Source organism: Amycolatopsis anabasis (genome assembly GCF_009765355.1).
Classification (GTDB): Bacteria; Actinomycetota; Actinomycetes; order Mycobacteriales; family Pseudonocardiaceae; genus Amycolatopsis; species Amycolatopsis anabasis.
Genome location: NZ_VTHK01000035.1, coordinates 1 through 22,217 on the forward strand (window position 1 = coordinate 1; position 22,217 = coordinate 22,217).

The 22,217-nt window shown below is 70.9% G+C and carries 19 protein-coding genes and 1 pseudogene; 9 read left to right on the plus strand and 11 right to left on the minus strand.

Annotated elements, in window-relative coordinates:
• Window positions 1-65: 65 nt before the first annotated feature.
• The 4 genes from FXO23_RS34525 to FXO23_RS34540 form a co-directional block, all read right to left on the minus strand.
• Window positions 66-1,061, minus strand: a complete 996-nt coding sequence (locus FXO23_RS34525) for a GNAT family N-acetyltransferase (RefSeq protein WP_158890101.1) — start codon at window positions 1,059-1,061, stop codon at window positions 66-68.
• A gap of 10 nt (window positions 1,062-1,071) precedes the next feature.
• A complete protein-coding gene (locus tag FXO23_RS34530) occupies window positions 1,072-2,313 on the minus strand; it encodes a phenylacetate--CoA ligase family protein (protein ID WP_158890103.1) in 1,242 nt (413 codons plus the stop codon).
• A gap of 114 nt (window positions 2,314-2,427) precedes the next feature.
• Window positions 2,428-3,639: an MFS transporter gene (locus FXO23_RS34535; RefSeq protein WP_218952233.1), complete on the minus strand. Its 1,212-nt coding sequence runs from the start codon at window positions 3,637-3,639 to the stop codon at window positions 2,428-2,430.
• Between the two features lie 116 nt (window positions 3,640-3,755).
• The gene (locus tag FXO23_RS34540; RefSeq protein ID WP_158890105.1) at window positions 3,756-4,586 is read right to left on the minus strand and encodes an alpha/beta fold hydrolase; all 831 of its coding nucleotides are present in this window, start codon (window positions 4,584-4,586) and stop codon (window positions 3,756-3,758) included.
• A gap of 70 nt (window positions 4,587-4,656) precedes the next feature.
• Between FXO23_RS34540 and FXO23_RS34545 the strand changes: the two genes are divergently transcribed.
• Entirely contained in the window at window positions 4,657-5,610 is a 954-nt protein-coding gene (locus FXO23_RS34545; protein ID WP_158890107.1) for a GlxA family transcriptional regulator, read from the plus strand.
• A gap of 88 nt (window positions 5,611-5,698) precedes the next feature.
• Window positions 5,699-6,427 carry a hypothetical protein gene (locus tag FXO23_RS34550; RefSeq protein WP_158890109.1) on the plus strand — a complete coding sequence of 243 codons (729 nt, stop codon included), beginning with the start codon at window positions 5,699-5,701 and terminating at the stop codon, window positions 6,425-6,427.
• A 6-nt stretch (window positions 6,428-6,433) separates the two neighbouring features.
• Here the strand turns inward: FXO23_RS34550 and FXO23_RS34555 are convergent.
• The 6 genes and pseudogenes from FXO23_RS34555 to FXO23_RS34580 form a co-directional block, all read right to left on the minus strand.
• Window positions 6,434-7,798: pseudogene (locus tag FXO23_RS34555) on the minus strand (serine hydrolase domain-containing protein).
• A 19-nt stretch (window positions 7,799-7,817) separates the two neighbouring features.
• Complete coding sequence (locus FXO23_RS34560) at window positions 7,818-8,579, minus strand: ABC transporter permease (RefSeq protein ID WP_158890111.1); 762 nt, start codon at window positions 8,577-8,579, stop codon at window positions 7,818-7,820.
• Window positions 8,579-9,358: an ABC transporter ATP-binding protein gene (locus tag FXO23_RS34565; protein WP_158890113.1), complete on the minus strand. Its 780-nt coding sequence runs from the start codon at window positions 9,356-9,358 to the stop codon at window positions 8,579-8,581. The genes FXO23_RS34560 and FXO23_RS34565 overlap by 1 nt, the downstream gene beginning before the upstream one ends.
• Window positions 9,359-9,450: 92 nt before the next feature.
• On the minus strand, window positions 9,451-10,704 hold the full coding sequence (locus tag FXO23_RS34570) for a serine hydrolase domain-containing protein (RefSeq protein WP_158890115.1): 1,254 nt from the start codon (window positions 10,702-10,704) through the stop codon (window positions 9,451-9,453).
• 73 nt (window positions 10,705-10,777) lie between these two features.
• Complete coding sequence (locus tag FXO23_RS34575; protein WP_158890117.1) at window positions 10,778-12,400, minus strand: rhamnogalacturonidase; 1,623 nt, start codon at window positions 12,398-12,400, stop codon at window positions 10,778-10,780.
• Entirely contained in the window at window positions 12,385-13,188 is an 804-nt protein-coding gene (locus FXO23_RS34580; protein WP_246258203.1) for a DUF998 domain-containing protein, read from the minus strand. Before FXO23_RS34580 ends, FXO23_RS34575 begins: the two co-directional genes overlap by 16 nt.
• A 107-nt stretch (window positions 13,189-13,295) precedes the next feature.
• Between FXO23_RS34580 and FXO23_RS34585 the strand changes: the two genes are divergently transcribed.
• The 5 genes from FXO23_RS34585 (at window position 13,296) to FXO23_RS34605 (ending at window position 17,976) form a co-directional block, all read left to right on the plus strand.
• Window positions 13,296-14,405, plus strand: coding sequence for a sensor histidine kinase (locus tag FXO23_RS34585; protein ID WP_158890121.1), 1,110 nt, complete (start codon window positions 13,296-13,298; stop codon window positions 14,403-14,405).
• The gene (locus FXO23_RS34590) at window positions 14,402-15,043 is read left to right on the plus strand and encodes a response regulator (RefSeq protein ID WP_158890256.1); all 642 of its coding nucleotides are present in this window, start codon (window positions 14,402-14,404) and stop codon (window positions 15,041-15,043) included. The genes FXO23_RS34585 and FXO23_RS34590 overlap by 4 nt, the downstream gene beginning before the upstream one ends.
• Window positions 15,044-15,217: 174 nt before the next feature.
• A complete protein-coding gene (locus FXO23_RS34595; protein ID WP_158890123.1) occupies window positions 15,218-16,468 on the plus strand; it encodes an MFS transporter in 1,251 nt (416 codons plus the stop codon).
• Window positions 16,469-16,524: 56 nt separating this feature from the next.
• Window positions 16,525-17,196, plus strand: coding sequence for a DNA alkylation repair protein (locus FXO23_RS34600; RefSeq protein WP_158890258.1), 672 nt, complete (start codon window positions 16,525-16,527; stop codon window positions 17,194-17,196).
• Window positions 17,197-17,208: 12 nt separating this feature from the next.
• Window positions 17,209-17,976, plus strand: a complete 768-nt coding sequence (locus FXO23_RS34605) for a dienelactone hydrolase family protein (protein ID WP_158890125.1) — start codon at window positions 17,209-17,211, stop codon at window positions 17,974-17,976.
• Between the two features lie 22 nt (window positions 17,977-17,998).
• On the opposite strand, the gene FXO23_RS34610 is transcribed toward FXO23_RS34605, so the two are convergent.
• A complete protein-coding gene (locus tag FXO23_RS34610; RefSeq protein ID WP_158890127.1) occupies window positions 17,999-18,688 on the minus strand; it encodes a helix-turn-helix transcriptional regulator in 690 nt (229 codons plus the stop codon).
• Window positions 18,689-18,879: 191 nt separating this feature from the next.
• On the opposite strand from FXO23_RS34610, the gene FXO23_RS34615 reads away from it, so the two are divergent.
• Both FXO23_RS34615 and FXO23_RS34620 read left to right on the plus strand, forming a co-directional pair.
• On the plus strand, window positions 18,880-20,307 hold the full coding sequence (locus FXO23_RS34615) for a cobyrinic acid a,c-diamide synthase CobB (RefSeq protein WP_158890129.1): 1,428 nt from the start codon (window positions 18,880-18,882) through the stop codon (window positions 20,305-20,307).
• Between the two features lie 42 nt (window positions 20,308-20,349).
• Window positions 20,350-22,068 carry a nitrilase-related carbon-nitrogen hydrolase gene (locus tag FXO23_RS34620; RefSeq protein WP_158890131.1) on the plus strand — a complete coding sequence of 573 codons (1,719 nt, stop codon included), beginning with the start codon at window positions 20,350-20,352 and terminating at the stop codon, window positions 22,066-22,068.
• The last annotated feature ends 149 nt before the right edge of the window (window positions 22,069-22,217 follow it).

Sequence of the window (22,217 nt, forward strand, 5' to 3'; positions counted from 1 at the left end):
TCGGGGCGTTGAAGGTACCGAACGCCGCATTGGGTACCTCCGAGCACCACCACCCGCCCAAGCACTCACGACTCCGCCAGATCGGTGCGCAGGATTCCGAACAGCACCACGTCCCGCCGTTGCCCGCCGCGCAGCCGGGCGCCGCGGAGCACGCCTTCCCGCCGGAAACCGGCTGCCTCCACCGCGTGCTGCCGGGCCAGGTCGTCCACGTCGACGCCCGCCTCCACCCGGTCGAGCCCGGTGGTGGCGAACAGGTGCCCGACCAGCAGCCGCAGTGCGGTGGCGTCCACGCCGGGTGTGGCACCGAGGCGCCAGGCCGAGCAGCCGAGCGTGCCGCCGTGGTCGACGACCTGCCAGGTGACCAGCCCGAGCACGCGCCCGGTGTCCGGGTCGAGCACCGCGCCGCGGCGTGCCGGGGGGAGAGCCGAGGGCGACAGGTCCCGGTCGGGGTCGGGTGCGAAGCTGTCGGGGGCGACGCGATCTCCCGGCAAGGCTTCCGCGAGCACCGTCCCGTCGCGCCGCCCGAGGACGGCCCGTTCGCGGGCGGGGCGGTCCAGGTCCGAGCGCAGCAGGCTGTAGTACACGACGTCTCGGCGTTGCCCGCCGCGTCGCACGACGCCCCGGAGCACGCCTTCGCGGTGGAAACCGGCCGTTTCCAGCCCGCGCCAGCCGGGCAGGTTGCCCGCGTCGACGGTGGCCTGCACCCGGTCCAGTCCGGTGGTGTCGAACAAGTACCGGGCCAGCAGCAGGCCCGCGGCGCTGCTCAGCCCGCGCCGGCGCGCGGCGGGCAGCAGTTTGATGCCGATGTTCCACGCCATGCTGGACAAGGTCGGTCCGTGGGTGACCGGGCGCCAGCTCACCCTGCCCAGCAGCGCACCGGTCGTGGTGTCGACGATCGCCGCCCAGAACCGGGGGACCTCCACCGGAACCGGACGGTCATCCGGATCGAGATCGAACGTCGCGTCCCCGAGCGCGTCGATCGCTTCGCGCTCACCGTCGAGCAGGCCGGCGATGGCGACGTGCGCATCGCTGGCGAGGACGGTCCGCTCGGCCAAGGTCATGGCTTGCGCTTCACAGGTCGCGGTGGTCGAACACGCGCCGGGTTTTCCCCTCGCTGCGCGGCAGGGTGCCGGGCTCGAGGAGATCCAAGTCGACGCGCAGGCCGATCCGGTCGCGTAGCCGCCGTTCGAGCACTTCGCCGAGTCCGGGCTCGCCGGTGGCCTCGACCCGGATGGTGAGCGAGTCCCGGCCGTTCGCGTCGCGATCGATGTGCGCCTGGAACTCCGGCCCCGCGCCCGGCAGGTCGGCGAGCACGGTGTCGACCTGCATCGGGACGAAGATGACCCCGCGCACCTTGACCTGGTCGTCCGACCGGCCTTGGATCCGGCCGATGCGCGGGTACGGGCTCCCGCACGGGCAGGGGTCCGGGTACCGGTACGACAGGTCCCGAGTGCGATACCTGATCAGCGGTGTGGCTTCCTTGTTCAGCGTGGTCACCACGATTTCCCCGGCCACGCCCGGCGGAACCGGTTCGAGCGTCTCCGGATCGATGATCTCCACGTGGTAGTGGTCGCTCCAGACGTGGATGCCGTCGTGGCGCGAACATTCGGCGCCCGTGCCGGGGCCCCACAGTTCGGTCAGCCCGTAGAGGTCGAATGTCTCGATGCCGAGCAGCGATTCGATCCGGGCGCGAGTCGCCTCGCCCCAGCGTTCCCCGCCGGTGATCGCCACCCGCAGCGCGAGTTCCGGGCGCAGGCCGCGCTTTTCCACGAGTTCGGCCAGCAGCAACAGGTACGACGCCGTGGCGCTCAACGCGGTGCTGCGCAACTCGCGCAGCATCTCCAGTTGCAGTTCGGTATTGCCCGGTCCGGTGGGCACGGCCATCGCGCCGAGCCGCTCGGCGCCGGTCTGGAACCCGATTCCCGCCGTCCACAGGCCGTAGCCGACCGCGACCTGGATCCGGTCGTCGGCCGTCAGGCCCGCATAGCGGTAACACCGGGCCTGCATATCCGCCCAATCGTCCACGTCCCGTGCCGTGTATGCGCAAATGGTGCGCCGACCGGTGGTGCCGGACGAGGAATGCACCCGCACGATCCGATCCGGGGTGACCGCGGCGTAGCGCAGCATCCCGGTCTCCCGGAGTTCCTCCTTCGTGGTGAACGGCAACTCGGCCAGATCTTCGGGATGGCCGATCGTCCGGGGAGTCACTCCCGCCGCGGCCAGTTTTTCCCTCAGGTAGGCCGATCCGGAGGTGACTCGGGCCAGCATCGAACGTAAGACCGCCGGATCCGGTTCGGCAACGGCTGTCGGCATCGCACCTTCATACCGCAAGATCACATTGTTTTGGCGGAGCGGGAAAGCGAAAAGCCCGAGCGGAGTAGCCCGTATTCAGCCGGATGAAGGAAAACGGCGCCGGGGGAATAGCGGCTACCGCGCGGCGGGCACCGCCGCCGTTCGCGCGCGTTGCCAGCCAGCGGCGGCACCGGCGCCCGCCACGACGCCGAGTGCGGCGAAGGTGGCGATCGCGGTCGACGGCGTGGTCAGTTCGGCGACGGCACCGGCGAGCGCGATGCCCGCTCCTTGCGCGGCACGCAGAATCGCCGTGGCCAGACCGTAGGCTTGGCCGCGCCTTTCCGCCGGCACCGTCCGGGTGAACGTCGCGACACCGACCGCGTCGTATCCGGAGAGCAGGCCGCACAGCAGGCAAAGCCCCGCCGTGATCCACAGGCCCGGCGCCAGCGCGATCGGCAGCAGAACCGCGCTGGTAGCCACGGCCAGCGGGCCCAGCAGCCGCAGTCGCCACGCCGGCCGCACCATGCGGGTGATCAGCACGGCCCCGAGTGCGCTGCCCGCCGGGGTGGCCGCCAGCAGCACGCCGACCGCCGCCGTGCTCACGCCGATCTCGGCGGCGTACGGCACGGCCAGTGCGGTGGGCACCGTGTGGAAGCCGATCAGGCACGCGATCGCGACCAGATACCGCAGCCGCCGATCCCGCCACACCAGCTGGGCACTCGTGCCGAACGCGGCCAGCACCGTCGGCTGCCCGGTTTCGCGCGCCGGGGAAGGGTGTGGTCCCACACCCACCGCGATCAGCGCCGCCGACCCGGCGAACGTCGCCGCGTCGATCAGCAACGCCCAGCCGGTACCCAGCCACGCGACGAGCGGGGCGCCCAGGGAATACCCGCCGAGTGAGCCGAGCTGAAGCGTCATGAACATGATGCCCATGCCGACTTCGAGCCGGTCGGCGACGAGGACCCGGGGGAGAATCGCGGCGCGGGCGGCCTTGAACGGCGCCCCGACGAGTTGCACCGCCACCAGCAGCAGACCGAGTGCCCAGAGCGGAATTCCGGGAATCGCCATCGCCGAAACCAAGGCCGCCCGGCACAGGTCGCACGCCACCATCAGGGCACGGCGTGCGCACCGGTCGGCCAGCCCGGCCAGCAGTGGTCCGCCCAGCAGTTCGGGGACGAACGTCAGGGCGTAGGTCAGCGCTGCCAGCGCCGGTGAGCCGGTGCGGTCGAATACCAGCACCGCCAGCGCGACCCGCGCCAGCTGGTCACCGACGATCGACAACAGGTGCGAGAGGAACAGCGCCCGGAACTCCCCGGCGGCGAACACCTCGCGATAGCCGGCCGTCACCGGCCACTACCCCGCCGAGGACCGAATGACGTATTCGGATACTCGCGTGTCGGGTGCACCGTTCCAACCAATGCGCGAATCAGCGGCCGGGCGCCCCATTTTACCGCCGGACGCCGCTACGCCGTGAAGAAATCGACGAGTGCGCGGGCAATCCGGCCCGGGGCGTTCTCCGTGGGGATGTGGTCCGCTTCCGGGATGCGCAGGAGCGTGGTGCGCGGGATCTCCGCGGCGAACTTCTCGGCGTACTCCACTTTCTCGAAGCCGTCGTCCTCGCCCCAGATCAGCAACTTGGGCGTCGTGGACCGCCGCAGCGCGGGAACGAGATCAAGGGTGTAGCGGCTTTCGGCCGCGCCCGCCAGGGCCAGCCAGGAGCGGCGGACCCGCGGATCGGTCCACGGATCCAGATATTCGGCGACCAGCTCCTCGGTGGCGGCACCGGCCAGGGCCGCTCCCACGGCTTGTCGCCGGGCGGCGAGAAGTTCGGTCGCCGCGGCGGCTTCCGGGTCCCGGAACCGGGCCACGTGGGGCGCCGGCCAGGAGTCGTAGAGGACCGAGTTGACCAAGGCGAGCCGGGACACCTCCAGCCGTTCGCGGGCGAGGAGATGCTGGGCGATGGCGCCGCCGATGTCATGGCCCGCCACGGCGATCGGCCCGGAGATCTTCAGCGCGGACGCGAATCGCGCCACCCAGTCCGCGAGGGCCGGGACCGTGGCCGTTTCCCGGGTCAGCTCGCCTCCGGAACGCCCCAGCCCGGGGAGATCGACCGCGAGGGGCCGCAGCCCCGCCTCCGCGAGGCGGCCCAGCACCGGAAGCCACACCCGGCTCCAATAGGTCCCGTGCAGCAGCAACACGGCCGGGCCGTCCTGCCCCGCGGTCAGGTAGCTGGCCGGTTCGCCGTCGACCTGGACCGCGGTCCGCAGCACGCCCGTTTCAGTGGTTTCGCTCATGGGACCACTGTGACCGGAGCCAGCCTCCCCGCCGAGAGTCCAAAAAGACACCTATGGGTACATTCTTGTCATGCGCCGTCATCGAGTGGTGGCCCTGCTCAACCCGCCCCAGTCGCCCTTCGAACTCGCCTGTGCCGCCGAGGTTTTCGGCACCGTCCGCGAGGACGTACCGGCCCACTACGACTTCCGGATCTGCGCCGAGCGCCCCGGCCCGCTGCGGACCACCGTCGGCTACCCGATCCTCGTCGACGCGGGGCTGGCGGCCCTGCGGGCGGCGGACACCGTGCTCATCCCCGGCTGGCAGCCGCCCGGCGCACCCGCGCCGCGGGCCGTCACCGAGGCGCTGCGGGCCGCCCACCGGCGCGGGGCGCGGATCGTCGCCATCTGCACGGGGGCGTTCGTCCTCGCCCAGGCCGGACTGCTCGACGGCCGCCGCGCCACCACCCACTGGCGCCACACCGCCCAACTCGCCGCCACCTTCCCCGAGGTGCGGGTGGACCCGGACGTGCTCTACGTGGACCACGGCGACGTGGCGACCAGCGCCGGAACCGGTGCGGGCATCGACCTGTGCCTGCACCTCGTACGTTCCGACCACGGCGCGGCGTACGCCGCCCAGATCGCCCGGAACATGGTGCTGCCGCCACACCGGGAGGGCAGCCAGCTCCAGTACGCCGCACAGCCCGTCCCGGCCAAGGCGGACGAGTCGTTGGCGCCACTGCTGGAGTGGGCCACCGCCCGGCTCGACGCCCGGCTGACCGTCGACCGGCTCGCCGAACGCGCCGGGCTGTCGAGCCGGACGCTTGCCCGGCGGTTCACCGAACAGCTCGGCACCAGCCCGGGACAGTGGCTGCTCGGCCGGCGCCTCGACGCGACACGGGTGCTGCTGGAACGGACCAACCTGCCGGTGGAAGCCATCGCCACCCGGGTCGGCCTCGCCTCGGCGGTCAACCTGCGCCGCCGCTTCCGGGCCCACTTCGGCACCACCCCCGGCGCCTACCGGCGGACCTTCGGCGAAACCCGGTAGGCGGCGATCCGCCCGGTCGCGGAGTTACCCGTGGCAGCTTCCGGTCAGGCTCCGGGGGAACGGTCGCCTCCTCCCTACCTTGCCTGGCATGCGTACTTCTCCCCGGCTGCTCGCGGCCATCCTGGTGGCGATCGGCCTGGCGCTGCCCGCCTGCGGTTCCGCCGACGCGCCGGATCCCAAGCCGAACCTCCTCATCGAGTACTGGCAGTCGGCCGCGGTCAAGAACGACCGCCTGCCCGGCTACGGCTCCGCCCCCGGGGACCGCCAGGCCAACCTCGCGGCCTACTACTCTCCCGAGCAACTGCTGTCCCGGCTGCTGAGCGTGTTCACCTGCACCGACGAGCCGCTCGACACCGAGCGGCAGGGCGGTGACTCCTTCGACACCTCCTGCGATCTCAACGCCGCGGTCCGTCGCGCGGTGCGGGAAGCCGGTGGCGACCCCCAGCACGTCTCCGGCCGCGTCGCGCTGGTCAAGCACCCGGACGGCGCCCTGGAACTGATGACCCTGTTCATCGCCAACGCCAAGGTGATCGACGCCAACGGCGAAACCTACTCCGGCCTCGACGAGTTCCGCGCGGGCAACGATCTGCTCGATTCGGACGACGTGATCCTGGTGCCGCGCGAGCTCACCCAGGTGACCGGAGAGAACCAACTCGTCACGGTCTACGGCCATACCCGGTGGGCGGGCTGGCCGTGGCTGCTCGGCAGTGGTGGCGCCCTGGCGCTGGTCGCCGTGCTGCTGCTGATCCGCCGGAAGGTGCGCCGTGCGCAGCAGCGGGGTGACCAGGAGCTGGGCACCGCTCCCGGTGCGCCCTGATCCGCGTCAGCCGAGGCAGGAGCGGACGGCCTCGGCCAGGTTCGCCGCCCGCGGGTCATCGGGCCGGTAGTTCCAGAGGTTCGTGACGTAGCCGAAGCCGACACCGGCATCGGGGTCCGCGAAGCCGATCGATCCGCCGGAGCCGGGGTGACCGAACGAGCCCGGCCCGACCATCGGCATCGGCCGGCAGGCCCGCATGAACCCGAGCGACATGTAGAAGGAGCGGTCAGCCGGGATGTTCAGCCCCGGCGGCAGGCCGTGCATCGGCGTCTTGTCGGTCTGGACGACCGTCGCCCGCTGGACCGTCGCCGGATCCAGCAGCCGCACCCCGTCGACGTCGCTCACCGTGGCGGCGTACATCCGGGCCAGCGATCGCGCGTCGGAGAGCATGTTCGCGGCCGGGAACTCCGCCGCGCGCCAGGCACGCGTGAAGAAGTATCCGGTCGTGTTGTCCAGGGCGCCGCCGAGTTCGCCGGCGCGGGCCTGGACCGAGCCCGGACTGTACATGGCTTTGACCCATGCGGTGACCGTGTCCGCGTCCAGCCCGGTGGTCTTGACCAATCCGGCGATCAGCTCCTCCAGGCTGAACGGAGCGGCGTCCTCGACCCGGGCGATCCGGTGCTCTTGTTTCTCCGGCAGCCCGATCCAGGCGCTCAGTCCGAGCGGGCGAGCGACCTCGTCGGCGAAGAACGTGCCGAGCGACTTGCCGGTGATCCGCCGCACGACCTCCCCGACCAGAAACCCGTAGGTGACGGCGTGGTAGACGTGCTCGGTGCCCGGCCGCCACAACGGCTTCTACGCCTCGAGCGCACGGATGACCGGGTGCCAGGCGCACGCCTGCTCGAAGGTCAGCGGCCCGTCGACGATCGGCAGACCGGCCTGGTGGGACAGCAACCAGCGGACCGGGATCTCCTCCTTGCCGCCCGCGCCGAATTCGGGCCAGTACTTGACCACCGGGGCGTCCAGATCCAGTTCACCGCGCTGTGCCAGCAGGTGGGCGCAGATCGCGGTAGCGCCTTTCGTCGTGGAGGCGACCCGGACGATGGTGTTCCTGCGCCACGGCTGGTGCGGCTCGCGACTGGCGAGGCCGCCCCACAGGTTGACCACCGGGCGGCCGCCCACGTAGACGCTGCACGCGGCGCCGATCTCGCCGGGCTTTCCCGCGAAGTTCGCGCGGAACGCGTCGGCGACCTTTCCCCAGCCGTGCTCGGCGCCGTTCTCGGCATCGTCACCACCGCTTCCGGAGGCGCTCGCGGAGGCGTCGCCCTGGCCGGTGAGGCCGGCGAGCGCACCGGCGCCCACCGCGCCCTTGAGCACGGTCCGGCGCCCGACGTGTCTCTGCCCGGGTGTCCCGCTTGTCGTGCCTGCCATGACGTAATCCTTTCTGCGGTTAGGAAATCCTGCGGCGGTAAGTGGCCGTGGCGAAGAGGTACGCGACGATGAGGATGCCGACGCACCAGGCGAGGGCGACCCAGATGTCGGTGCCGACCGGCTGCTCGGTGTACAGGGCGCGGATGGCGTTGACGATGGAGGTCACCGGCTGGTGCTCGGCGAACCAGCGCACCGGGCCGGGCATGGTGCCGGTGGGCACGAATGCCGAGCTGAGGAACGGCAGGAAGATGAGCGGGTAGGAGAACGCGCTCGCGCCGTCCGCGGACTTCGCGGTGAGGCCGGGGATGACGGCGAGCCAGGTCAACGCCAGGATGACCAGGATCAGGATGCCGGCGACCGCGAGCCACGCCGGCACTCCCGCCCCCGAGCGGAAACCCATGAGCAGGGCGACGCCCACCACGACCACGAGCGAGATCAGGTTGGCGACCAGCGAGGTCAGCACGTGCGCCCACAGCACGGCCGACCGCGCGATCGGCATGGACTGGAATCGCTCGAAGATGCCGCTCTTCATATCCAGGAAGAGCCGGAACGCGGTGTAGGAAATGCCCGAAGCGACCGTGATGAGCAGAATTCCGGGCAGCAGGTAGTTCACATAGGAATCCGACCCCGATTTGATCGCGCCGCCGAACACGTAGACGAACAGCAGCAGCATGGCGATCGGCGTGATCGCGGTCGTGATGATGGTGTCCACGCTGCGCGTGATGTGGCGCAGGGAGCGCCCCAGCAGGATGGCGGAGTCGCCGAAGAAATGCTTGGTCATCATCGTTCCTTACCGTCGGCGCCGACGAGGGAGAGGAAGACGTCCTCCAGGGTCGGCTGCTTCTCGACGTATTCGACCTTGGCGGGCGGGAGCAGTTGCTTGAGTTCGGCGAGGGTGCCGTTCACCAGGATCCGGCCCTCGTGGAGAATCGCGATCCGGTCGGCGAGTTGTTCGGCTTCGTCCAGGTACTGCGTCGTGAGCAGTACCGTCGTACCCCGGCCGGCGAGTTCCTTGACGGCCTGCCACACCTCGATGCGCGCCTGCGGGTCGAGCCCGGTCGTCGGCTCGTCGAGGAAGATGACCGGCGGATTCCCGACGAGGCTCATCGCGAGGTCGAGGCGGCGGCGCATACCTCCCGAATACGTCGACACCTTCCGCGCGCCCGCGTCGGTCAGCGAGAAACGCCGCAGCAGCTCATCCGCGATCGTCCCCGGATCCTTGAGGTGCCGCAATTTGGCGACCAGCACGAGGTTCTCCCGCCCGCTGAGGATTTCGTCGACGGCCGCGAACTGTCCGGTGAGGCTGATGGACTCCCGCACGTCCGCGGCCTGCGTGGCGACATCGAAGCCGTGGACGCTGGCCGTCCCCGCGTCGGCCTTGAGCAGCGTGGACAGGATCTTCACGGCCGTGGTCTTGCCCGCCCCGTTCGAGCCGAGCAGGGCGAAAATGCTGCCCCGCGCCACGTCGAAGTCCACGCCGCGCAACACCCGCAGTGTCTTGTACGACTTCTCCAGGCCCCGCACGTGGATCGCCGGGCGCTGGTCCTGATTGGTTGTCATCTGGATTTCACCTTCGAGATCAAGTCCCACTATTCAGTGGCACTGAGTACCGGTAGATAGTAGCACCGAGTAGTGGGCGCGGCGCAAGCTCGTCAGCCCGCGGACCGCCCGTCGCAGAACACCAGGTTGACCAGCCGCTGCTGCGCCTTCCGGGACGGCTCTTTGCTGGACAGCGCGGCGTCGTCCACATAGGTCACCGAGGCGGTCAGGGTCCTCTTCCCGTCGGGCGTGCTGTACATCAGCGCTCCGTAGCCCTGGACGCCGCCGTTGTGGGTGAGGAGGGTGACGCCGCAGCTCGGCTGCGGAAAGGGAGACGGTGAGCTGCCGTCCTGCACGAACAACCCGAGGCCGTAGCCGGGGCTCTTCGGGTGCGGCTTGCGCATCTCGGCCAGCAGCGGGGCCGGGAGGAGTTCGCCGCCCTGCAGCGCGGAGAAGAACTTTCGCAGATCCCGGGTGGTCGAGATCATCTCGCCGCCGGCGTGGATCCAGGAGGGGTTCTGGCGGGTGACGTCGACCGTCGTCCACTGCCCGGCGTCCTGGTACCGGTAGTAGCCGTGGGCGTGCGGCCCGGAGATCCCCGTCCGGGTGCCCGGCACCTCGGTGCCCGACAGCCCGAGCGGCCGCAGGATCCGCCGCGCTATCTCGTCGCCGTAGGAGGAGCTGCGGGTGACCTTTTCGATCAGCAGCGCCGCCAGCGTGTAGTTGGTGTTGGAGTAGCTCCAGTCCGTCCCCGGCGCGAACCGGGGCGGCCTGGACAGCGCGAACCGGGCCAGCTCCTCCGGCCGGTAGGTGTGGAACCGGTTGTCCACCCACTCCTTGCCCGACCACGGGATCCCCGGCACGACCGTTCCGTCGGGGTACTGCTCGCCGGTGTAGTTGAACAACCCGCTGGTGTGCTGCAACAGCATCCGCACCGTGATCCGCCGGTCCAGGCCGTACTCCGGCAGGTAGTCGGCCGCCGGGTTGTCCAGCCCGACCTCGCCCGCGGCCACCAGTTGCAGCACCACGGTCGCGACGAACGTCTTGGTGTTGCTGCCGATCCGGAACCGCCCGTTCGTCGGCGGCTTCGCGGTCTCGCCCAGCTCGCGCACCCCGGCACTGCCGGCCCAGTCGCCCCGCTGATCGTGCACGCGCAACTGCACCCCGGTGAAACCGGAATCGACGATCTCCTGGAGGGCCGCCCGCAGCTCCGGGCGATCCTGCCCGGCCCCGCTGTCCGCGGTGGCCACCCCGGGTTGGGCCGCCCCGGCCAGCAGCGCGGCCGCCAGTGCCGTGACCCCCGCTCGCCGGAAGGCCCGCGGCATCCGGCCCCTGTTGTCGGTATCCCTGGTCCTTGAACTGATCATGGCGGCCACGATCACCGACCGCCTTGACGCCGAACAGTCACGGCGCTGACACCGCGCCTGACACGGGGACTCGTCAGATCTCTTCGCGTTCCACGTGGTCGAGGTGCGTGTCGGCGACCGGCCTGGTGTGCAGCGCGTCGAACTCCGTGACGTCGCGAAGCACGAAGGTCGGCACGTCCGGCGCCTTGGCCGCGCGGCAGCGGTGGAAGGCGGCGCCGTCGACATCGTCCAGCACGAAGGCCGGGCGCAGGTCGGGGGTCAGGAAGTTCACCCGCACGTTGTCCATTTCGATGCGCTTGGCGTGCCGGATGTAGCAGCCGTAAGCGGGCAGGATGCCGAATATCGCCGGTTCGGGAGCGACGTCGGCTCGTTCGGGGACGGCGAAGGGTTCGCGGCGGCCGGGTATCGCGAAGGTCTTGTTGATCAGTTCCGGTGGTTGCTCGGTGGCCTCGGTCATCGACAGTCCGCCCCGGAAGTTGACGCGGACGTCTCGAATGGACACATCCTCGACGTGGTGCCCGGGTATTCCGGTGATGACGGCGGCATATCGGGGATCGGCGTTGTGCACGGTGACGTTGCTGATGGTGACCCGCCGGAGCGCGCCGACGGGCAGGCCCGGCGGGCCGCTCATCCTGGCGCCGAGGCGCAGGAAGATCGGGGAGTTGACGATGTCCCGCATGGTGATGGCGTTGATCGTGACGTCCTCGAGGACTCCACCGTCCACAGTGTCCAGTGCGATTCCCCGGCAGCGATCGAAGAGCACGTTGCTGATGGTGATGTTCTTGAACCCGCCCACCGACTCGGTGCCGAACTTCACGCGGCCGAACGGCCCGTCCCCGTCCCAGGACGCCGGGTTGTCGCGGGTGAAGGTGCCCGCGGCGAGGCTGCCGACGTCGTAGCCGCTGACCAGGCAGTTGGCGATCGTCACGTTCTCGGTCGCCCGGGCGAACCCGAGCGCGTAGGAGCTCTTGAGCGCGATCCCGTCGTCGTTGAACGTGTTGGCCGTGACGTCGGAGACGCGCACGTTGCGGCAGCAGTCGACGTTGATGCCGTCCCGGAGCGTGTCGATCGTGACATCGTTGATCGTCAGGTTGTCGACGCCGGTCGCCAGGATCGCGATGTGCCCTCTGCCGACGATCGTCACGTCCCGGATCGTGACCTCGCGGCAGAGTTTGAGCGCGATCGCTTTGTCGCCCGCGCCGCGGGGGCTGTTGTGCTCCATGCGGGGAATCAGGCCGTTCCCGTCGATGCGGCCGGGCCCGAGGAGGGAGATGTTCTCCAGGTTCTCGCCCCAGATGAGGCTTGCCCGCCAGTGGCTGTGCCCGAAGTCCTGGTATGTGTTGCCGGCGCCGGCGCCCGGCGGGTCGTAACCACCGGCCGGTGTCGGGGTGGCGCCGAGCAGGGTGGCGCCGTGGTCGAAGTAGAGCGCGACGTTGCTCTTCAGGCGCACGGTGTAACTGGCGTAGGTACCGGCGGGGAAGTAGACGGTGCCGCCACCACCGGCGGCCGCGGCCTCGATCGCGCGGTTGATCGCCGGCGAGTCGATGCTCGTGCCGTTCCCGCGCGCGCCGTAGTGGCGCACGTCGTAGCGCTGACCAGGTACCGCCGCGCTGGCGGCACTGCCGGCGGCGGTGATCGGCACCGCGGCGACCACCCCCGCGAGCAGGGCCTTGCGGCGGTTCAACGATCCGGCCATGAATTCGTCCTTTCGCACTGCGCGGCGGCGCGAGTTACACACTCGGACACGCGAGTCCCCCGTTCCGGACGTGCGAGTTCCCCATTTCGGGACACCGAGTTCCCCATTTCGGTAGGCAGGTCCCGCAGGGAGACCAGGAAGTACGCGGCCAGCGCCGAAGCCCAGAGCCACCCGGCCACCGCGGCGAGGTGGAGTGCCGGGCTTTCCAGCGCCGGGGCCCTGGTCGCGGCCAGCAGCGCCGCCAGCGCCACCCCCGTGCCGCCGCAGTAACCGGCCCAACCCCGGTTGCCCCGCACCGCGAACCGGCGGGCGAACACGGCGCACGCGCCGATCAGCGACCCGAACGCCAGCACCGCGCCGGCACCGTGGAGGACGTGGTGCCAGCTGGCCGCCACGGGCGCCGGAATCCCCGGCGGGTAGCCGTTTCCCGGGTCCCGGACGAAAACCCCGGCGACGATCAGGCCGAACCCGTGGCCCGCGAGCGGCAACGCCCCGGCACGCATCCGGCGGCGACGCAGCCCGGCCGCGAAGGCCAGGTTCAGCAGGCCGGTGACCACGAAGTTGGTGACCTGGAGCCAGCCGAGGCCGCCGAGGCTCAGCAGGCTGAGCGGATGCCGTCCCGGATCGAAACCGGTGCGGGTGGCCTCCTGCAGCGCGACCACGACCAGGAACCACGGTCCGGCCACGGCGCCGCAGCACAGCAGCACGCTGGTCATTCGCTGGTGTCCCGTGGTGCACATCGCCGTGGCCGCCTCCTCGTCGGTGGCAGCCATTCCAGCCGGAGGCACGGGTGCGACGGCAGTGCGCAAAGTCATGAGCCGGCTTGACGAACGCCAGCGGAGAACATGACTTTCCTCAGGTCTCGTACCTGGGCACACTGCGTACGGTGTAACCCGTGACCCGACGGGACGCCCTGTTCGACGCGCTGGCGATGGCGGTGGCCGTGTCGCTCGTGGCCGTGTCGCTGCTGGGCCCGCCGAGCAACGCCGCGTACGGCCCGGCGGGCATCGCGGTGGAATGCGCCGCGCTCGGCCTGCTGCCGTTCCGGCGGCGGGCGCCGCTGCTGACCGGCTGGCTGCTCGCGGCGTCCGCGGTCGCCATGGCCGTGGTGGAGGCGATCGCGCCGGGCACCCTGGTGCACACCGGCATGACCCCCTTGGTGCCGCTCGCGGCGACGCCGTTCCTCGCCTACAGCGCCCTGGCCTTCGCCGCCGACCAGCGCGTTGCCCTGGCGCCGGTCGCGATCCTGGCGATCGTCGCGGCGCGCCCGTGGGAACCGACCGGCCCGGGGGTCACGCAGGCGTTGCTGATCACCGCCGCCCCCGCGCTGCTGGGGATGTACCTGTCCGCGCGCCGGCGGCTCGTCACGGAGGCGCTGGCCGCGCAGCGCGCCCGGCTCGCCGCGGAAATGCACGACACCATCACCCACCGGCTCAGCCTGATCGTCCTGCGGGCCGGGCTGCTGGGCATGACCGCGCGCGATGCGGAGACCCGCGCCGCGGCGGCGGAACTGCGTGCCGCCGGCTGCCAGGCGCTCGAGGAACTCCAGGAAGTGGTGCACGTCCTGCACGACGAGAGCGGCGATTCGATACCCACGAGGCACTCGCCGGCGCCGGTGCCCGAGCTGGCGCCGCTGATCGCGGAGTCCCGATCCGCCGGTGTCGCGGCACAACTGGTCGAGGAGGGCGATCCGGCCGCGGTCGCGCCGGTGATCCGCCGCACCGCGCACCGCGTCGTCCAGGAAGCGCTGACCAACGTCCGCAAGCACGCACCCGGTGCGGCGGTCCGGGTTCGGGCGCGGTACGGCGGCGACGGCGTGCACGTCACCGTGCACAACACCGGCTCGACGCGGGCCGCCGATCCCGCGCTGGCCGCGACGGGCTCCGGCACCGGGCTGCACAACCTGCGCCAGCGCGTGGAAATGATCGGCGGCACCCTGCACACCGGCCGAGCCACCGATGGCGGCTTCCAGGTGTGCGCGACCCTGCCGGCGCCGGCGGCATGATCCGGGTAGCCCTGGTCGACGACGACCCCATGGTCTGCGAACACCTGCGTGCCGTCTTCGACTTCGCCGACGACATCGAAGTGGTCGACGAGACCTACGACGGCGCCGCCGCGGTCGAGTCGGTGCTGCGTCACCGGCCCGACGTGGTCCTCATGGACCTGCGCATGCCCGGCGTCGACGGCCTCACCGCCATCGAGCGCATCCACAAGCTCGACCGGCCACCCGCGGTCGTCGCCCTCACCACGTTCGACGCCGATCACCACATCCTGCGCGCCCTGCGCGCCGGCGCCGCCGGTTTCCTGCTGAAGACCACCCCACCCCAGGACCTGATCGGCTTGGTCCGCGTCGCCGCCGACGGGCACACGGTCCTCTCCCCGGCCGCGTCCCGCCGCCTGGTGGCCACCGCCACCGACCGGCACACCGCACGCGACGAGGCGCTCGCCGTGATCGGCCACCTGACCCCGAGGGAGACCGACATCCTGGCCTGCCTCGGCAACGGCCTGTCCAACGCGCAGATCGCCGCGCGCATGCACCTGACCGAGGGCACCACGAAGAACTACATCTCCCAGATCCTGGCCAAACTCCAGTGCGCCAACCGCACCCAGGCCGGGCTGCTCGCCCAGCAAGCCGGACTGTGATGCCGGGTGCCGGGGTCGGGTCGTGAGTGTTCGGACCGGTTCTAACCGGCCTGTCCACTCACGACCCCCAGCACCCGCCTCCCTCACGTGCGGCTGGACGCCGTGCGCGCGGCACTGGATGCTGGCGGGCACGTGCGCGGCGCGTGGGGCCGCATCAGGCGAAGGGACCCGCCCATGACCAGCACCCAACCGGCCGGAGGCGTCGCGGCCCTCGCCGAGCCCACCGCGCGGGTCCGCCCCGGCTGGGTGGCGTGGCTGTTCGCCGCGAACGTCGGACTGTGGTTCGCCTTCCTCACGCCGATCCAGGTCCTGCTGCCCCGGCAGGCGGAACTGCTCGACGCGGGGAACAAGATGGTGATCTTCAACGTGGTCACCGGCGCCGGTGCGGTGGTCGCGATCATCGTGACCCCGGTCGCCGGGCACCTCTCCGACCACACCACGTCCCGGTTCGGCCGCAGGCACCCGTGGACCGTCGGCGGCGCGCTCGGCGCGCTGGCGGGATTCACCGTGCTCGCCCTCGCCGGGAACGTGGTGCTGATGACCGTGGGCTGGTGCCTGGCGCAGGCGTCGCTGAACTGCGCCCTCGCCGCGCTGACCGCGGCGCTGCCCGACCGGGTCCCGGTGGCGCAGCGGGCCGAGGTCGCCGGCGTCATCGGGATCACCCAGATCCTCGGCGTGCTGGCCGGGATCGGTCTGGTCACCGCGCTGCTCTCCGGCGTCGCCGGCGGATACCTCGCCTGCGCGGCGGCCGTCATCGCCGGCGCGCTGCTGTTCGCGTGGCGCACCCCGGACACCGTGCTCCCGCGGGCGAGCCGCCCGGGCAGGTCGTTCGGCGAGCTGGTGCGCGAGATGTGGGTGTCGCCGCGGGCACATCCCGACTTCGCCTGGGCCTGGTGCGGGCACTTCTGCACCCAGCTCGGCAACGCGCTCGGCCTGTTCTACATGCTGTTCTTCCTGACCGACGTGGTACGCCTGCCGAATCCGGAGGGCGCGCTGCTGATGGCCACCGGCCTCTACGGCGGCACGGTGATCATCGCGGCCGCGGTCACCGGCAAGCTCTCCGACGCCTCGGGCCGCCGCAAGCCCTTCGTCTACGTCGCCGTCACGCTGATGGGCGCCGCGTCCGGACTGCTCGCCGTGCTGCACACCTGGTCCGCCGTCGTCACCGGTGCGCTGCTGCTCGGCACCGGCTTCGGGATCTACGCCGCGGTCGGGCTCGCCCTGCTCACCCAGGTCCTGCCGGACGCCTCCGCGCGGGCGAAAGACCTCGGCATCGTGAACATCTCCCAGTCCGCACCCCAGGTGCTCACCCCGCTGATCGCCGGGCTCGCGCTGCTCGGCGGCTACCGGACCCTGTACCTGGTGTCCGCCGCGGTCACCCTCGCCGCCGGGGGCCTGATCGCGAGGGTCCGGTCCGTCCGCTGATCACCAGGTCCACCGTGCGTAGGCTGACCGCACACGTGATGGACGGGGAGGCTGAGGTGCCGGAGACGACGGTGGCCGAGGTGCTGGCCGAGCTGGCCGCGCTCGAGGACCCGAAGGTACGCGCGGTGAACGAGAAACACGGCGACGATCACGGGGTGAACCTCACCGAGCTGCGCGCGCTCGCGAAGAAGCTGAAGACGCGGCAGGAACTCGCGCGCGAGCTCTGGGAGACCGCGGACACCGCGGCGAGGCTGCTGGCGCTCCTGATCTGCCGTCCGAAGGCGTTCGAGCGTGCCGAGCTGGACGTCCTGCTGCGCGAGGCGCGCACGCCCAAGGTGCACGACTGGCTGGTGAACTACGTGGTGAAGAAGAGCCCGCACGCCGAAGAGTTGCGCCTGGCCTGGTCCGCCGACGCGGATCCGGTGATCGCGAGCGCCGGTTGGGCGCTGACCACCGACCGCGTGGCGAAGAAACCCGAGGGGCTCGACCTCGCGGGACTGCTCGACGTCATCGAGGCGGAGCTGAAAGACGCCCCGGACCGCCTGCAGTGGGCGATGAACCACTGCCTGGCGCAGATCGGGATCGAGCACGCCGAGCACCGCGCCCGCGCGATCGACATCGGTGAGCGCCTGGAGGTGCTCAAGGATTACCCGACTCCGCCGAACTGCACGTCTCCGTTCGCGCCCGTCTGGATCACCGAAATGGTGCGCCGGCAGCGCGAGAAGTAAGAAAGGAAACGCATGCCCACCACGATGGTCGAGGTCCCCACTCCGGACGGCACGGCCGACGCCTTCGCCGCGTTCCCGGACGGCGGTGGCCCGCATCCGGGGGTGCTGTTCTACATGGACGCCATCGGTCTGCGGCCGGTGCTGTACGAGATGGCCGAAAAGCTGGCCGGGCACGGCTACTACGTTCTGCTGCCCAACGTGTTCTACCGGCACGGCCCGGCCCCGGTCGTCGAGGTGGGCGACCTGAGCACCGCGGCGGGCCGCGAAGCGTTCTTCGGCCGTCTCGCACCGTTGTTCGCCGAGCTCACCGTGGAGCGCGCGGTCCGCGATGCCGCCGCTTATCTGGACTTCCTCGCCGCGCGGCCGGAGGTGCGTCCCGGCCCGGTGGGAGTCACCGGTTATTGCCTGGGCGGGGTGCTGGCCGTGCGCACCGCGGCGGTCCGTCCCGAGCAGGTGGCCGCGGTCGCCTCCTTCCATCCCGGGCCGCTGGTCACCGACGAGCCGGACAGCCCGCACAAGCTGGCGCCGCGGCTGACCGCCGAGCTGTACTTCGGGCTCGCCGAGCACGACGATCACATGCCCCCGGAAAGCATCAGCCGGCTGAACAAGGCCATGGACGCCGCGGGTGTCCGCCGCACCAGCGAGGTCTACCCGGACACGGTGCACGGGTTCACCATGTCCGACACGGCAGCCTTCGACGCGGCCGGGCTGGAACGGCACTGGGACGGCCTGCTCGGCCTGTTCTCGCGCGCCCTCCCGCCGACTTCCGACGGCGGGTGACCCGCCCGGTCCAACGACCGGTTCACCGGCCCCCGCCGAGGTTCGCGGCCAGGTGCGGCGCGGCCCTGCGGGCGAGCTCCAACCGGCTGCGGACCCCGAGCTTGGTGAAGGCGCGGCGCAGGTGGGCGTCCACGGTGTGATGGGAGAGGAACAGCCGGCTCGCCACCTGCCGGTTGGTCAGGCCCTCGGCCACCAGCCGCACCACCCGGAGTTCGCCGGCGGTGATGCTGTCCCACCCGGTCGCCTGGCCGGTGCGGGGCAGCTTGCGCCGCACCCCCAGCTCGCGCAGGGCGCGCTGGACGCGGGCGATGTCGCGGACCGCTCCGGCGGCGGACCAGAGCTGGAACGCTTCCTGGTACAGCCGCACGGCCTCGGCGCGGTTGCCTCCGGCCCGTTCCGCGGCCGCGGCGTCGGACAGCGCGGACGCCAAGCCGAGGGGATGGGACGCCGAGCGGTAGGCGTCGGCGGCGGCCCGCAGTTCGGCGCGGCTCCCGCGGATCAGGGCCTCGGCGTGCCGGGCGGCGGCGACCGCCCCGGCCACCCCGGGGTTCGACTCGGCCAGCCGGCGCGTACCTGCCACCGCCGCGGCCGCTTCGGACGGCGCCGCGGCGCGCTGCGCGATCCGGACCAGTTGCGGGCCCAGCCACGGGTCGTAGGCGAGCAGCAGCAACCGATCGGGCAGGCCGCGGTAGACCACCGCGGCACTGCGCACGGCGGCGTCCGGCTGGCCGGCGGCGTCCTGGACCAGGGCTCACGTGCACCGCCCGGAGAGATCACGTGAACACGTGATGCCGGAGCGAACGGGCCGCGCGGATGCTCTCCCTGTTGGACTCGATGTGGAGAGGGACGATCGCACGGCCGGAGATTGGGTAAAGTCGGCGCTCGGTATCTCGAGGGGGCGGCATGACCGATCCGGTGGCTGGCAGCGACCCGAGCAGGGGCGAAGCCGCGCATCCCGCCGGGTCGGCCTTCGTGGTGGCCGCGACGCACAGCGGGGCCGGTAAGACCACGGCCACGGCCGTTCTGCTGCGCCGGTTGTGCGAGCGTGGACTGCGGGTGCGGGCGTTCAAGATCGGCCCGGATTTCATCGATCCGGGGTATCACCGGGAGATCACCGGCCGCCCGTCGATCAATCTGGATCTGTGGATGATGGGCCCGGACGGGATTCGCCGGACATTCACGCGCTGGGCCGCGGGGGCCGAGGTGTGCGTCATCGAGGCGATGGGCGGCCTGTACGACGGGGAGAACGGTACCGAGACCGGCAGCGCCGCGCACGTGGCGAAACTGCTGGGGCTGCCGGTGGTGGTCGTGGTGGACGTGTGGGGGATGACCCGTACCGCCGCGGCGATCCTCGGCGGCCTGCGGTCGTTCGACCCGGAGCTGCGGATCGCGGGTTTCGTCCTCAACCGGGCGGGTAGCGCGACCCACGCGGAGATGGTGCTGGACGCCCTCCCGGACGAACTCCGGCGGCTCGCGCTGGGGCACCTGCCGCGGCGGGAGGAGCTGCGGGTGACCGAGCGGCACCTCGGATTGATGACGGTCGAGGAGAACGCGACCGGAGCCGGGGAGCGGGCAGCCGCGCAGCTGTCCGCCGGGGACGCGCTGGACATCGACCGGCTCCTCGCGCTCACCCGGACCCGCCTGCCCGCCGCGGAGGGCGGCGCGCGCCCGGCGCCCGCGCCCGCCCGCGCCCGGTTGGCGGTGGCCCGGGACGCGGCGTTCTGCTTCTACTACGAGGAAAACCTCCGTGCTCTGGCCGAAGCCGGGTTCGAACTCGTCGAGTTCGCGCCGACGGTGGACAAGCAACTCCCCGAGGGTGCGGACGCGGTCTACCTCGGGGGCGGCTATCCGGAGAGCTTCGCCGCCGAGCTGGGCGCCAACGACCGGCTGGCCGCGGAACTGCGGGACCGAGCCGCGGGCGGGATGCCGATGCTGGCCGAGTGCGGCGGGATGATGTTCCTGGCGCGGTCGCTGACCGGCTTCGACGGCGTGCGCGCCCCCATGGCGGGGGTGCTGCCCATCGACGTGGTCATGGACCGGGACTACCTGGCGATCAAGTACGTCGAGGTGCGCACCCGCACGCGCTCGCCGTTCGGCCCGGCGGGCGTGCGGGTGCGGGGCCAGGAGTTTCACCAGTCCCGCATCACCGCCGAGGGACTCGAGCCGGATCTGTTCGAGGTGACGACCAGCACCGGTGCCACCCATCGGGCCGGTTACCTGCGGCACAACGTGCTGGCCAGCTACCTCCACCTCTACTTCGCGGCGGACTCGGACCTGCTCCGGAACTTTCTGCACTTGGCCACGCGGTACCGGGCGGGCAGTTCTGCCTGACCGGTGTGGATTCCGACACCAGAGGAATGGAGAACACGAGTCATGCCGAGACGAACCGGTCGTCTGCTGCCGTACGCGGTGGCAGCGCTCACCTTGGGGGCATTGCTGGTCCTGCCGTCGCACGAGCCCGTGCCGTCGAACGTCGCCCACGCGTCCACCGCGGCGCAGACGGTGCGGATGGCGACCATTCACTTCGCGCCGGAGGAAGGCAAGGTCGCCAACAACCGGGCGAAGATGGTCGAGCTGACGACGAACGCGGCGAGCAAGGGCGCGAAGCTGATCGTGCTGCCGGAGATGGCCACCAGCGGCTACTCGTTCTTCAGCAGGGACGAGATCTCGAAGGTGGCGGAGGAACTGTCCGGGCCGACGACCGCGGCCCTCAGCGCGGTCGCCCGGCAGTACAAGGCGTACATCGCGTTCGGCATGCCCGTGTTCGAGCCGAAGACGAACCTGTACTACAACTCGGCGGTGCTGCTCGACCCGCAGGGCCAGGTGAAGGGCACCTACCGCAAACGCAACCACCTCCTCGAATCGTCCTACAACGCGGACAGTTTCGATCGGATCCCGACCTTCGACACCGAGTACGGGCGGATGGGGCTGGTCATCTGCTCGGACATGTTCAACTCGCAGTTCCCGCGGGCGGCGGCGGTGGCCGGCGCGAACATCCTGATCGCACCGGCGAACGTCGGTATCGAAACCGATTTCGTCCGGGTCCGCGCCTACGAGAACGACACCACGATGATCGTGTCCAACCGGTACGGCAAGGGCACCGCCGGCACCAAACCGGAAGTATTCACGCAGAACACCTTCACGATCCCGTCACCGTTCCCGTACGACTTCAACTTCGGCAGCCGCAGCGTGATCATGACCCATGACGGCAATCCGGTCGTGGACATCTCCGGGCAGAACGAGGAAGTCGGCGTCGCCGACGTCCTCGTCCCCAGGAAGCGCACGTTCCCGGTGGAGCGCAAACCCGCTATGTATTCCCTGCTGGCCCAGGACACCCTCGCGCCCTACACCCGGTCGCAGTTCCGCCAGCCGGCGCCTGCCACGTTCGCCGCGGCCGCGGTCGATCCCGGGGCCGGCACCGCACCCTGGACGGCCGCGCTGACCGCGGCACGCAAGGCGAAACAAGACGCCACGGCCGCCGGGAAGAAGCTGCGGCTGATCGTGTTCCCGGCCAACTACCTGCCGGGCCGAGACGCCTCGGGGCTCGCCGCGCTGAGCGCGTTCGCCACCAGCGAGGGCACCGATCTGCTCATCCACTTCCCGGCCACCGGCGCCGACGCGCCGGTGAGCACCCTGCTCACCTCCGACGGAAAGACCTACGACTACAAGCGCACCCACAAGAAGCGCGGTGAACCCATCACCGGGCTGTCCAACGACTACCTCGTGATCGACCGCGACTACGGGCGGCTCGCCTTGATGCAGGACGTCGACATGCTCGCCCCGGAGACCGCCCAGGTCCTCGCGCGCATGGGCGTGGACGTGGTCGCGATGAACGCCGACGGCACCGAGCCCGTCCGCAGCGGGATGTGGAAGAGCCGCACCGGCGACTACCTGCACATCGTCACCGCCAACAAGTCCGGGCCCGAGGGCATCTACCTGGGCGGCTACCGGGCCGACCCGCCCTTCACCGAAACCGAGGGCCAGGTCATCCGCGACGTCACCACCGGCGACGTCCGCGAGAAACCCTCCGCGCGGTTCTTCGACGCCACCCAGCTGCTGGAACCCTGCCAGGCAGCCACCCAGTCCTGCTGACACACCGATCGGGTCCGCCGGGTCGTGAGTGTTCGGACCGGTTCCAACCGGCCTGTCCACTCACGACCCCAGCATCGGCCCCCTCAAGCGCACAAGGCAGCTGACGGTTTTACGCCAAGGATGAGCACTTCGGACCTTTGTCCAAACCA